8 protein-coding genes are annotated in these 12,967 nt (G+C 58.3%); 2 read left to right on the top strand and 6 right to left on the bottom strand.

Going from position 1 to position 12,967, the window contains the following annotated elements; all coding sequences use genetic code 11:
* Positions 1–11 precede the first annotated feature (11 nt).
* The 3 genes from HNQ83_RS10800 to HNQ83_RS10790 form a co-directional block, all read right to left on the bottom strand.
* On the bottom strand, positions 12–1,082 hold the full coding sequence (locus HNQ83_RS10800) for a sugar phosphate isomerase/epimerase (RefSeq protein ID WP_175388937.1): 1,071 nt from the start codon (positions 1,080–1,082) through the stop codon (positions 12–14).
* A gap of 112 nt (positions 1,083–1,194) precedes the next feature.
* Positions 1,195–2,700: a PLP-dependent aminotransferase family protein gene (locus tag HNQ83_RS10795; protein WP_175388936.1), complete on the bottom strand. Its 1,506-nt coding sequence runs from the start codon at positions 2,698–2,700 to the stop codon at positions 1,195–1,197.
* 217 nt (positions 2,701–2,917) lie between these two features.
* Positions 2,918–4,129 (bottom strand): patatin-like phospholipase family protein, encoded by a 1,212-nt coding sequence (locus tag HNQ83_RS10790; protein ID WP_175388935.1) that lies wholly within the window; start codon positions 4,127–4,129, stop codon positions 2,918–2,920.
* Positions 4,130–4,842: 713 nt separating this feature from the next.
* On the opposite strand from HNQ83_RS10790, the gene HNQ83_RS10785 reads away from it, so the two are divergent.
* Both HNQ83_RS10785 and HNQ83_RS10780 read left to right on the top strand, forming a co-directional pair.
* On the top strand, positions 4,843–6,405 hold the full coding sequence (locus HNQ83_RS10785) for a GGDEF domain-containing protein (RefSeq protein WP_175388934.1): 1,563 nt from the start codon (positions 4,843–4,845) through the stop codon (positions 6,403–6,405).
* A 473-nt stretch (positions 6,406–6,878) separates the two neighbouring features.
* Positions 6,879–8,324, top strand: coding sequence for a mechanosensitive ion channel family protein (locus tag HNQ83_RS10780; RefSeq protein WP_175388933.1), 1,446 nt, complete (start codon positions 6,879–6,881; stop codon positions 8,322–8,324).
* Positions 8,325–8,748: 424 nt separating this feature from the next.
* On the opposite strand, the gene HNQ83_RS10775 is transcribed toward HNQ83_RS10780, so the two are convergent.
* The 3 genes from HNQ83_RS10775 to HNQ83_RS10765 are packed head-to-tail and all read right to left on the bottom strand — an operon-like array spanning position 8,749 to position 12,953.
* Positions 8,749–10,767 carry a nitric oxide reductase activation protein NorD gene (locus tag HNQ83_RS10775; protein WP_175388932.1) on the bottom strand — a complete coding sequence of 673 codons (2,019 nt, stop codon included), beginning with the start codon at positions 10,765–10,767 and terminating at the stop codon, positions 8,749–8,751.
* On the bottom strand, positions 10,768–11,583 hold the full coding sequence (locus HNQ83_RS10770; RefSeq protein WP_175388931.1) for a CbbQ/NirQ/NorQ/GpvN family protein: 816 nt from the start codon (positions 11,581–11,583) through the stop codon (positions 10,768–10,770).
* A complete protein-coding gene (locus HNQ83_RS10765; protein ID WP_175388930.1) occupies positions 11,583–12,953 on the bottom strand; it encodes a cbb3-type cytochrome c oxidase subunit I in 1,371 nt (456 codons plus the stop codon). Before HNQ83_RS10765 ends, HNQ83_RS10770 begins: the two co-directional genes overlap by 1 nt.
* Positions 12,954–12,967 lie beyond the last annotated feature (14 nt).

Genomic DNA, 12,967 nt, shown 5'->3' with positions numbered 1-12,967 from the left:
GGTCGTCAGGATCAGGCGTTGGAAGGGGTGGCCAGTGTCAGTTCGGCCAAGGTGCGCAATTCGGCCAGCAAGCCACGGACATAGGCGACCTGGTTGTTCGCCCAGCGGTGTTCATCGGCCAGCATTCGCTCAAGCGAGTAGCCTTTCGGGAGCGGCGTTTCGCTCATCTCCCGGTAAGCAATGAATGGGTCGGCGGCTTCAAGGCTCTGGCGGAAAGCCGGGGCCACGTAGTGGTTTTCCTGCTCGAGAATGAACGCGATCACCTGAGGGGTTGCTTCGCCCAGCATCAACAGCTCGAACAACATGCGGGCGCTGGGCAGATCGTCCTCGTCGCTGCCCTGCAATACGCCGTAATGGCCGAAGCCGTTTTGCTCGGGGACGATGCGCACGCCTTTCATGTGCGTTTGGCGGATGTGCGGCGCCAGGTTGCGCAGGGCCTGCAGCGGCTGTTCGCAGGCGTTGATCATGTTGCCGAAGTCGAACAGGGCATGCAGGCGAGGGTGGTTGAGGCGGTTGAGCAGTTGCGCGATTTCGCCGCTCTTGAGTTCTTCATGCTGCTCGAAGTCAAAGTACAGATCGTGTGCGTCGGCCTGCTGCGCGAGGTAGTGCAGGTCGGTCTCGATCACATCCATGACCCGCGACAGCGTGCCCTCGTAGCGCGAGTAAACGCGGATATTGCGCACTCCCAGGGCCTTGGCGATGGCGATCACTTGGTCGACATCCTTTTTCAGCGTGCTGCTGATTTCCAGGTGCACATCCAGCCCCAACGCTTTGGCTTTTGCGGCAAACGCCTGGAGTTGCGCGGGCGACATTTGGCTCAGGCTGTTTTCTTCGCCGTCGAGCAGGTGCAGGCTCAGGCCTTGCAGCTCATGGCGATAGGCGAAGTCCAGCAGGTCGGCAGGGGTGACGCGACCGTGGGTGAGGTTGGTCAGTAGCGGGTAGGCGTGGGCGAAAAGGCGCATTTGCCCGAGACGCTCAAGCAGCCGCCGGGCCAGTGCGTCCGACAGCACGGGAACAGCCCCGTGTTCGACCACCTTTTGGCTCAGCAAGGCGTTGAATCGTTCCTGGATCTTATTGTTCATTAGAGTCGTTCCTGGTTCAGACACCGGGTCTACCGGCGCAGCCTTTATCGCGCCAGTCAGGAACTCTCGATAGATCCATTATCAGTTAATTGATAAGACCACTTGCCTCGCATCAAGTGGTTGGCGGCAGATAGCCCAATGTGCGCAAGGCCCGGGCCAGCGCCTCGACACGCTCCCGGGCCTGGTTTTCTGGCGTGCCGGCAAAGCCGATCAACAGGGCTGGCGGCAGGTCATGCTTGATGCGGTAGTCGCTCAAGGCGTAGGTGTGAATGCTGTGCCGGGCCAGTTGCCGGGCGATGTCAGTGTCACTGAGTTCGGGGGGCAGCCAGGCGATCAGGTGCATGCCGGCATCCGTCGGAGTGATCCTGAAGAAGCTGCCAATCTGTTTTTCCAGCTGTTCGACCAACGCTTGCTGGCGCGCCTTGTACAGCGCACGCATACGGCGGATGTGCCCCAGGAAGTGGCCTTCGCGCATGAAGTCCGCCGTTGTTGCCTGTAGCAGAGTGGGTGGACTGCGATCCATGACCGCGCGCAGGGTGCAAAAGGGCTCGACCAGGGCCTGCGGCAAAATCACGTAACCCAGTCTCAGTGAGGGAAACAGCACTTTGCTGAACGTTCCGACGTAAATCACCCGGGCCATCTGATCCATGGCATACAGCGCCGGAAGAAGGCGGCCGCTGTAGCGAAACTCACTGTCGCAATCGTCCTCGATGATCCAGCTCTGCTGCTGCGCCGCCCAGTCGATGAGGGCCTGGCGTCGGGCATAGCTGAGGGTGACGCCCAAAGGATGCTGGCGCGAAGGCGTGCAAAACACCAGTCGGGCATCGGGGCATTCGGTCAGGCCTTGCTGGACATCGATCCCCTGTTCATCGATACGCAGCGGCACCACCTGCGCCCCCTGAGCCTGCAACGCAATGCGCGCGGCGATGTGCCCCGGATCCTCCATCCAGACACTGTCCTGCGGATTGAGCAGCAGCATGCCCAGCAGGTTGAACGCTTGCTGCGCGCCGGAAACGATCACCACCTGTTCGGCTTTGCAGTCGATGCCGCGAGCATCGAAGACGTATTCGGCAATCGCTGTGCGAAACGCCTGCAAGCCTTGCAATTCGCCATAGCCCAGAATGGCCTTGGTGGGCTTGAGTAGATGACGGTTCATCAGGCGTCGCCAGATCGCCTGCGGGAATGCGTCATAGGTGCTGTGGCTGGGGAGGAAGGAGGTCGGGGTCGCGGGGTCCCAGTCGGCATAGGACACCCCGCGAAAATGATCGCTGCGCAGCGACAGCATCGATTGGCTCAGGTCCGACAGGCGCGGTGGCTGGCGCGGTTGCTCGTCTTCGATACCCCGGCTTTCCCAGTCAGTGCCGACATACGTACCGGCGCCAGTGCGCGAGGCCAGGAAACCTTCGGCAATCAGCTGATCGAACGCATTGAGAATGGTGATCCGCGACAACCCCAACTCTTCGCTCAGCGTCCGGGTCGACGGCAGGCGCACGCCCCCCTGGATTCTGCCGCAGAGTATCTGTTTGCGAATCTGCAGATACAGCTGGCGGTACAGGGGGATGGCACTGGTACGGTCCAGCTCGATAGCCGACAGCAGCAAACCTGCGGGGGACTTCATGACATGCTCGTCTGGGGGAAATGGGCGTTGGCCTGAAACCGTCAGGCGATGGGGAGTCAGGGTAGCGAGCGACACCCGATAAGTCATCCGCCTGGCGTTGATGTCCGGCGCAGTCCGGAGGTTGGATGCTCCAAAAAAGGGAAGATTCACGTCACCTCAAAACGTCCGCTTTTGGCTGTGGATTCAACCGGTCAATGCAATGGATTGGCAAAGTTGTTCAGCGGGCGTTTCGTCGTCGAGTGTTCTCCGACGGCAGCGACTTATGCCACGGATAGCCCTTCGCGCTGAGTTGATAGGCGTAATCGAACAAGCGCTTCATATACTCGCCATCGAATTTCCGATCGTGCGCAAGGGAAAAGTCGGAGCCAATGTACGCCAGGTTGAAATCCGCTCCATCCTGCTGCGCCATCCGGTAGATCCGCTCCAGGTCGCTGATCCCCTGGGTTTGAATCAAGGCACTGATGGCTCGACCGCCGATGCTCAAGGTACGGCGCTTCGTCCCGGACCACTGCGGCTCCAGTGTTCCATTGCGAATGACATAGAATTGACGTTCCAATCGCAAGGGTGCTCCGGTGGCTTTGCTCAGTGACATCACGGTGCTGGGCGGATAAAGAAACACTTGAGTGATGACCCCGCCGTCCACGTGCATTTCCTGGAACTGTTTGCCGTCAACCTCCACATCGATCATGACGGGCGAGACTGCGCCCGGAATACTCATGGACGCGAGCATGATGTTGCGAAAGAGCTCAAGCGCTCCCGGCGCTTTGCTGGCGGCAATGGCGCCCATGTTCCAGGTGACGGGCCGCCCTGAATCAAGGTCGGTGGTGCCGATCAGCAGGATTCGTCCTTTGGCGTACTCCGACGCGATCTGCGCAAGAACCTGCGCAGTGACGTACTTTGCGATGAGTCGCGACAGTGGCTTGCTGTCCGCTATACCGTCGCTGGCAAGACGGGTCAGCACGTTTCGCGAATGAAAAATGTCCTTTGGGCCGATTGCGTTGGACACATACCGAATCACGCCGTCGTGCTCTGCCCCCAGGAAAGCGAACGGGGCGACCAGGGCGCCGGCGCTGATGCCCGTGACGACCTTGAACAGGGGACGAGTCCCATGGGTGGTCCACCCGGCAATGAGCCCCGCCGCGAATGCGCCGGCATCACCGCCACCCGAGATGGCCAGCATGTGTGCCAGCGGCAGGGTGTTGTGTGGCTTCCCGGCCTTGGCGAGAGCCTCGCCCTCACGTTTGTTGGACTGAACAGCATCCTGAATGAACGGGGTCACATCGTGGTCCAGCCTGTAGCGAGCATCGGGAATGCCGGGGATGACGGCTTGTTCGGTCAAGGTTGGCGGAACGGCGTCACGGCGTGGGAGACACGCTTGAAGAAACATGTCCAGCGTTGAGGCGCCAGGTCTGAGCGAGAATGGTTTCAAAACGTCTCCTCCAAGCCCCAGCAGTCGATGGCAAGTGCTGATGGTATCCGGGAAAGTCCTTGCTCATGGTGTCGGGATGACTATACGCCAACGGGTTGCGGCACGTCATTGGAACGCCGGGCACATGATGACTGACGATCCCCCAGACGTTGTTTGCCCTTGTAACCTGAGACGGTTGGAATGTCGCTGCCTGGATAGCCGATTTCATGTGCGATGCGAACCGCTCTCAGGCAGCCGTGCTTGTCATCGGAAACACTCTCCATTCACTTGTGGTACTGGCAAATAGCCGCTAAACGTTAAGGTGTTTTTTGGAGAGGGCCTGAAGATGATTTCAAGATTCGTTGTTGTCCCTGCAATCCCGACAGAGACCGGATCAATGCGTGATGGAACGCGCTTCTATTGTGAGACTGCGCCCATCGGTTTCAACATTTATGACAACGAAGAAAAACGTCGCTTGAAGACGACCTATCAAAATCGAGAGGAAGCCCAGGACGAGTGTCAGCGGCTTAACCACAAGCAGTTTCGGGAGGTTGTTACGGAGCGACAATCCATGACCGTGCTTTAGACGCTTGCCAGCGTGATCAAAATGTTCACCTGACGAAAAGAGACGCTTGAGTCAGGGGCATGGAAAAATACGAGTTGTTTCGCTGCAAGGCTGAATGCTTGCAGACAGTGACAGTCACTTGGACGCTCCGCGTATTCGGAAAATCAGGATGATATGGACAAAGCGGCGCAGCTCGCTGATGGGCTGTATTTTTTTAGCGGTCGGCCTGGTGGTTTTTTCGGCGTTACTACTGCTGAAGTCCGAGACCCAGCGAAGGGAAACGTATTTTTCCGAATACGTGCAAAGCATCTCCGGGATTGTGCGCAATCAGCTTGATACCAATGAAGCAGTGCTCTCGGGCTTCTCGGCATTCCTGCAAGCCGTAGACCAGAGTGACACCGAAGCGGCAGCCCGGTATGCGGCAGTCGTATTGTCGGCCTACCCGCATATCTACATGCTCGAGGCAGCCCGCTCCGTACCTGTCGCCGAGCAATCCGCCTTTGAGGACCTGTTGCGGCGCACATGGCGCCCAGACTTTGAGCTCAAGGATTTCCCAAGCCTCACTCGGCAGCCAGCCCAGCCTCAGGCCTTTCTCATAGAGACCTGGCCCGTGTTGTTTATGTACCCCTTACTCCCTGAATCAAGCTCGATTTACGGTGTGAGGTTAGAAACGGTCGCTTACCTTTCCTACGCGCTGGCACGCACCCAAAACAGCCAGAAACCCGTGGTTTCCCCCGTTTTTTCCATGTACGAGGGCGGTAGTGCTTACATTCTGATGCAGTCAGTCAGTCGGCCTGAGCAAGAGCGAGCAAGCCCCAGCCCCAATTTTTTTGGTAGCACGATGGTGTCATTGTTGTTGATCAAGACAGGCTCCCTGCTTGATGCCGTCAATCACGCTAACGTTGACCCGCTGGTTCACATAGCGGCCGTGCTGAAGACTTCCGCCGGATCTGAAAGCGATGTTTTTTCCACGCAGGTTCAACAGGCTGGCTTCCTTGATCGCCTGTTGTTGCCGCAATTGAACGACCGTGTCGATATCCGCAACTCATCGCAGCCCATGACGCTGGTATTCGAGCGACAACTCCGATTCGGGGATGTCCTTACCGAAGAAATGTTGACGATTCTTTTGGTGCTCGCCGGGGCTCTGGTGCTGATGCCGATGGTATTGATCAGGCATTTCAAGGCGATAGAAAGAGCCGAAGTCGAGCACGAACGCTCAACGTATCTGGCAACCCATGATGTACTCACGCAATTGCCTAACCGTTACCTATTCGCCGAGCGCTTCGCCCAGGCCCTCTCGGATTGGGAAGTGAAAGGAATTCCGTTTGCTGTGCTTTTGATCGACCTGGATCACTTCAAGGAAATCAACGACAAGTACGGTCATGAAGTCGGCGATCAGGTTTTGCAAGCGGTTGCACGCCGCATGCTTCAAGCCACCCGGTCATGTGACACGGCTGCCCGATACGGTGGTGACGAATTTGTGATGCTGATCTCCAATCTTTCTGACCCCGAGAGCGCTGAGTCGCAAGCGGCGAGGGTATTCGACTCCATCGCCCAGACAGTCGCGACAAGTGCCGGTGAGCTGACAGTGTCGTGCAGCGTCGGCGTTTCGCTATGTCCTGTTCATGGGCAATCTCTCGACACATTACTTAAAGCGGCGGATCAGGCCATGTATGGTGTCAAGCAGCTTGGGCGAAAAGGGGTAGGGATGACGGAATTCCCTTTTGCATGAGACTTGCGCGGGCATTGGACAAGTCCGTTGTGTTTCCGGGCTATCTCGCACAACTGGGCCCCGTCGCGCGAGGTCTTCACTTTTCCGCACGACCCAACAGGCGAGTTCAATCTTTCAGCAGGTGCTCCAGTGACATCACGGTGCTGGGCGGACGCGAGCATGATGTTGCGAAAGAGGTCGAGCGCTCCCGGTGCCTGGCTGGCGGCAACCGAGACGCGTCTTTACAGGTTAAGAATCGGGGAGCACAGAAAAGCGGTCACTGAAGCCCATAACCTTCGTGACTTTCAAGCAGTCAACCCAGGCGAACCTGGCTATACGAGAGAGGGGGTACGAAACATCCCGATCGCCGGGACCTATCGCTTTGCCGATTGGCAGCCATACTTTTGCATCAACGGCATCGTTCCCGGGATTGCCGCGGTGGTGCGCCGAATGAATGCGACCTTCCGGTCATTGAACTGCGCTGGAGGTGCTTGATGCTGTCCTTGCTCTCTGAACGTCCATTGATCTGGGGCCTGGCCTTGATCCTGATCGATATGGTGATGTGGCGTGTGATCGGTTCCCACCGGTACAACTGGAAAGTACTCGCGCGCTTGGTCATTTTTTTGTTGTACAGCGTGCTGCTGTTCCATGAAGGCTTGAGCCCATGGGAGCCGGCGCCCTCGATCGATGATGCGCCGCTGCAATTTGCGCACACGGTGCTGCAGATCATCTGGTGGCTGTTCGGCGCGCGTACGCTCACGGTGATGATCGGCTCCGTGATGATGTATCGGGTAGGGCACGCCGGGCGGTTACTCCAGGACTTGCTCGGCGCGGTGATCTTCCTGGTCGCGGTGATCGCCGCGCTGGCTTATGTGCTCAACCTGCCGGTCAAGGGGGTTCTGGCGACGTCCGGTGCCTTGGCGATCATTGTCGGTCTGGCCCTGCAAAGCACCCTCAGTGACGTCTTTTCCGGAATCGTCCTGAACACCACCAAGCCCTATAAAATCGATGACTGGATCGCCATCGACGGCACCGAAGGCCGGGTGACCGACATCGATTGGCGTGCCACGTTCCTGCAAACCTCCCAAGGCAGCATGATCGTGATTCCGAATTCGATGGCGGCCAAGGCCAAGATCACCAACTTCAGTCGGCCCAGCGACATGTTCGGCGTTTCGATCAGTTTGTTGATCAGCCCGCATGTGCGTCCAAACAAGGTCTTCGATGCCCTTGAGCGGGCAGCCCAAGGCTGCCGCATTCTGCTGACCAAACCTGCTCCCAAGGTCACGATCAAAAGTACCGGTGGCAATGGCGTGGAATACGAAGTCACCGGCTTTGTGCTGTCGATGGATCAGAAGCGTACGGTGCGCAATCAGATGTACGATCTGGCGTACCGGCATTTGCTGGCGGCCGGTATCAACTGGACTTCGACAATTGAACAGAGTGTGCCTGCGCGGCTGTCGCGAGCCAGGGCCTTGCTGGACAACACCAGCATTTTCTCGACCAACTTGAGCGAGGAAGACAAGGACCACGTCAGTGAGAACATGACCCTGCAGTCCTTTCCCCCTGGCGAAGTCATCCTGGCGGGCGGGCAGGTCAGCTCGCAGTTGTACATCATTGAGTCCGGCGTGGTGACGGTGGCCTTGTTTCGTGGAGGTGTCAAATTCGAAGCCGGGCGCATGGGGCCGGGGGAGGTGATCGGCGAAGGCGGGATCGTCTCGGGAACAGCACTGCCGGCGGAGTTCGCCGCGCTGACTTTTTGCAATCTGTATCGGATCGAGCGGGATTATCTCCAGCCGTGCATGGAGGCTCGTCACGAGATGTGTCAAGCGATGAAGGCGTTGCTGGATTTCCGCTTGCAGATCGCCCATACGATGACTCAGGAAGAACCGAAGGCCATCGAGAAAAAAGGTTTCCTGCAGTGGCTGCGCAGCCGGGTGTGATCGGTCAACAGGCATGAGATAAGGGCAGTGAAAAACAGTAAACCGGCTGATCCCTTCATGACTCATAGCCCGCCTCTATAGCTTGCGCGGTGCAGACAGGTATTACTGTATACGCAAGATCTGAGCGAAGCCGCGAGCGTCCGCTATTGGCTGTGGATTCAACCGGTCGACGCAACAGATTGGCTAAATCGTTCAGCGGGCGTTTCGTAGTTTAGTGTTTTTCGAGGGCTTCTATTTCCTGTTCGTGGGTTCGTCTACCCTTGAACCCTGGATGGATGCGCGCGAATGTTGCGGAGTCCCTGGTGCGTATGCTCACGTGAGGCGATCGCCTGCAACCGCTCCTTCATTTGATCTACGATTGGTTGATGGACCGCTGGTTCAGCTACGCGACGGCATCGCAACCTGATAATCAGTTGATTGAGGGTCAAGCAATCACCAGCCTCTTGATCCATCCCAGCAGCACGTTGGGTAACAGCTCCGCCCTGGGTAGCAGGGCGTATTGCCGCAGTCCGAACATTGCGGGCAGATAGTTCGCTGCGTGCCGGTCGATAGTCAAACAAAAGGGGTGAACGCCTTGCAGCATGGCTTCAGTCACGGCTTTTCTCGTATCCTCCACGCCATAGCGACCTTCGTATTGGTCGACATCGTTCGGCTTGCCATCGGAAAGTAGCAACAGGAGCCGGTGTGTGGCCGCTTCGCGCATCAGCAACGTGCTAGCGTGGCGCAGGGCGGCACCGGCCCGGGTATAGAGTTCCGGTTCAAGTCCGGCAATGCGCCGGCCGATTTCATCGCTATAGCACTCATCAAATGCTTTTAGGGTGCGGATAGTGACTCGCTGTGGTCCTTCACCGGAGAACGCCAGTACACTATAGGGCTCGCCCAAGCTCTCCAGTGCCAGACAGACCAGCAGCAACGTCTCGCGTTCGACATCGATGACCCGACGGTGGCAAGACAGCCAACTATCAGTAGAGCCGCTAACGTCGACCAGCAACATGATTGCCATGTCGCGTCGGTTACGGCGCTGTGTCTGATACAGCGCCTGCGGCATACTCAGCCCGGCCTGGGTCTCGGCGCAACCGTCGATGTACGCTTGCAAATCTATATCGTCGCCCTCTAGTTGTTTGTGCAGCCTGACGCGCTGCGCTCGCAGACTTTCGAATTGTCGGCGGACAGAATCGAGAACCGGTCGATGAGTTTCGAGGGCTCGTTCGACCCACTGCTGCGAGCCTTCCCGGGAGGGGCACAGGTGCAGGGTCGTACCCGGATCATGGTATATCTGGCTGCGATAATCCCACTCGGGGTAGCTTATGGTGTTGTGGGCGAGCTTCTGTACAGCATGGCGAACGCGGGCTTGTGACGGGACGTCGGACAGCAGCACTTCTTTCGGCCGGCCTATTGTGACCACCAACCGAGCTTCGTTGAGTTCGGCCAATGACTCGGCAAAATCATCAGCCGGTATTTCGGTATCCCGATCTGTAGGACGCTGCATTCCCAAGGGGTCTTCTGCCTTTTCCAACGGTTCGGCGGGTTGCACCATCCACAGGCCTGGTTCCTGATCGTCATCCTCATCGGCACAGTCCTTGCGCGCAGTGGGTTGACGTGTGAGGCGGGCACTGCGGGGCAGGGCATCATCGGTGTCGATTTCGCCGGGCAGGGGTGACACCTTCTGCGCCGCCAGCGGTTCGCACAGGTCGCCGGTCCAGGCATCGAGCAGCAGCAGATGAGCGCAGTGTCGGTGGGATTCATCGATGGAAAAAAGGCGTTGTGTGAGAGTTTCCGACTCTTGCAGCGAGTCGGCGGTGGTAGGGGGGATCTTCAGCCCCTCCAGAGGCATGCCGTTTTCGCTGCCCAGCAGTAAACGAAGGAAGTTTTCCACGGGGTGTCGCTGGCTGGGAAAGGCGTGAAGCGGGGGGCGGGTCGTCAGGGCATGTTGGCGCAAGCGACGGATCGAGGGCGCCACCCCCGGCAACAGGCGTACCAAATCCGCATCGGCAGCCCAGGCTTCGAGAAGCAGATACACGCTGCGCTGCATAGGGTTGTCCAAGGATGAAAGGGCGCTGGCACTACCTCGTTGTGCGCGCATCGCCTGTTGCAGAGCCAGGGTTCTATAACGTTCCAGTGTGAGCGGACTTGAGGCGCCCAGATTGTCCGGCAGCCAAATGGACACGCCATCAGTCGCCGGGACGGCGCTTTGCCGACACGGCTTTTCGTGACGCAGCAAAAGCTTTTTCAGCAGCGTAGGGGGCGAGGGTGGTTGCGCGATGCGCAGCGGATAATGAGTGTCGAACACCGCCTTGATCAGCAAATCGAGAGGGTGTGCGACCTCCCCGAGGGTGATGATTTTTGCGGTGTCCGAGGGCGTCTGGTGACGGCGCCACAATGCCTGTGCATACACCGTCGCGTGGCGTGCGGCATCGGTGATGAGGTCCTCGGCTTCGGCCATTCAGATAAACGTCAGATCAACGAGGTCGCGCATGGCAGCGACCAGCATCGCGTCATCGGATAGCGGCGAGATCAATGCGACCCGGCAGGCGATGGGCGCCGCAATGCCGTGGGTAATCAACCGTGAAGTGGCGATCAGTAGACGGGTACTGGGGACTTCCGCCAGGCCCCGGTCTTGCAAGGCACGTAGTCGGTGAGCGAGGGTGACCAGCGCATGAGCGGTGGCGTAGTCAGTTCCACCTTCATGGATGACAATGGCGATTTCGCGTTCGGTCGGTGGAAAGTCAAAATCCAGCGCCACAAAACGCTGTCGGGTACTCGGCTTCAAATCCTTGAGGATGCGTTGGTAGCCGGGGTTGTAGGAGACCACCAATTGAAAGTGTGGTGAGGCCTCGACGATCTCGCCGATTTTGTCCAGCGGCAGAATGCGTCGGTGGTCGGTCAGCGGGTGCAGGACGACAATCGTGTCTTGCCGCGCTTCGACCACCTCGTCCAGGTAACAGATAGCGCCTTCGCGCACCGCACGGGTCAGCGGGCCTTCCGTCCAATGGGTGCCCTGGTGTCCGATCAGAAAACGCCCTACCAGGTCGCTGGCACTCAGATCGTCATGGCAGGAAATGGTGATCAACGGACGCTTGAGCCGGCAGGCCATGTGTTCGACAAAACGGGTTTTGCCACACCCGGTGGGGCCCTTGAGCATGATCGCCAGTTGCTGCGCATGGCATTGTTCAAAAATCGCTACTTCGTCGCCGCAGGGTTGGTAATAGGGCTCTGCTGGCAGCATTGCAGGTTCGGCGTGTATCAGCGAACGTTCCATCACAACGACGCGCCTGTGGCTTGAGGTGTGTCCAAGAGCGGGTCGGCTTCACCGACATTGAAGTGCGGCGCATGGCGGAAAAAATCGAAGATGAACAGCCCTGCACCCAGGGTGAACATCGACGCCGTCGCCACCAGCATTAGGAAGTGCACCTGAATCTTCAACTGCACATCGAGATAGCCCATGCCGAGAATGCGTTCCAGGTACACCTGTGCAATGCCCGAGGTGGCGAACGACAGGGTCATGCCGAACATCCCCCCCAGCTGTAGCCAGAACGCCCAGTAACCGATACTGCTTTCCAGCAAGGGACGGCGGGTCATTCCTGGCAGCACATAAGTGATCATCGCGAGGACGATCATGGCATAGGCCCCATAAAAGGCTGCATGGCCATGCATGGCGGTAATCAGGGTGCCATGAGTCCATTTGTTGACGTCGGGAAAGGTGTGGGCCAAACCCAGGAGGCCGGCGCCAAACAGGGTAAATACGGCGCTGCCCAGGGTCCAGTGCAAGGCCAGTTTGTTGGGGTGGGACAGACCCGAGCGGCGCATCGCGTTGTAGGCATAGACCGCCATGCCGATCAGCGCCATCGGCTCAAGTGCACTGAAGAAACCGCCCAGTGGCAGCCAGTAATGAGGAACGCCGATCCAGTAATAATGGTGTGCGGTGCCCAGAATGCCGGCAATGAACACCAGGCCGACGATGACGTACAACCACTTCTCCATCACCTCGCGATCAGCGCCGGACAATCGGATCAACAGATAGGCCAGAAAGCCGCCCTGGATCATCTCCCAGACACCTTCGACCCATAGGTGGATCGTCCACCAGCGGTAATAGATCGACACCACGTAATTTTCATAGTGCAGCAGCGCGGGCAGATAGAGCGCGGCAGCGCTGGCCAGGCCCAGCAGCAGGACACCTTCGGTGGCGGTGAAACGCCCGGCCTTCTTGATCGTCATGCCGATGTTGTAGAGGAACATCAGCATGCAAATCACGATCACGATTTTGTGGGGCAGCGGCTGTTCTAGCAGCTTGTTCCCGGTGCCATAACCGAACAGGTAGCCAAGCACTGCGGTGACCCCCATGGCCGTCCACAACCCGAGCTGGATGTAGGCCAATTTGGTGCTGTGCAACTCGCCACGGGATTCGTCCGGCACCAGCCAGTAGGTTGCCCCCATAAATCCGGTCAGCACCCAGACAATCAACAAGTTGGTGTGAATGGACTTGGTGACATCGAATGGCAAGAGGTTCAGCAGCGGATCCGGCCCGAGGTATTTCGCCGCCGAGAGCAGGCCGAATACCAGTTGCAGGCCGAACAGCACCATGGCAACGGCGAAATACCAGTAAGCGACGGATTGAGATCTGTAGCGCATGGTCATCCCCTGCG

This window comes from Pseudomonas sp. C2B4, from assembly GCF_013359695.1.
Taxonomy (GTDB): Bacteria; Pseudomonadota; Gammaproteobacteria; order Pseudomonadales; family Pseudomonadaceae; genus Aquipseudomonas.
The sequence above is the reverse complement of the archived record's forward strand: the minus strand, read 5'-3'. Positions and strand labels throughout refer to the sequence as shown.

Bases quoted from the DNA above. Each gene is read 5' to 3' on its own strand.
- HNQ83_RS10780 (WP_175388933.1), top strand. From the start codon at position 6,879: ATGCTGTCCTTGCTCTCTGAACGTCCATTGATCTGGGGCCTGGCCTTG.
- HNQ83_RS10770 (WP_175388931.1), bottom strand. From the start codon at position 11,583: ATGGAACGTTCGCTGATACACGCCGAACCTGCAATGCTGCCAGCAGAG.
- HNQ83_RS10765 (WP_175388930.1), bottom strand. From the start codon at position 12,953: ATGCGCTACAGATCTCAATCCGTCGCTTACTGGTATTTCGCCGTTGCC.
- HNQ83_RS10800 (WP_175388937.1), bottom strand. From the start codon at position 1,082: ATGAACAATAAGATCCAGGAACGATTCAACGCCTTGCTGAGCCAAAAG.
- HNQ83_RS10795 (WP_175388936.1), bottom strand. From the start codon at position 2,700: ATGAAGTCCCCCGCAGGTTTGCTGCTGTCGGCTATCGAGCTGGACCGT.
- HNQ83_RS10785 (WP_175388934.1), top strand. From the start codon at position 4,843: ATGATATGGACAAAGCGGCGCAGCTCGCTGATGGGCTGTATTTTTTTA.
- HNQ83_RS10775 (WP_175388932.1), bottom strand. From the start codon at position 10,767: ATGGCCGAAGCCGAGGACCTCATCACCGATGCCGCACGCCACGCGACG.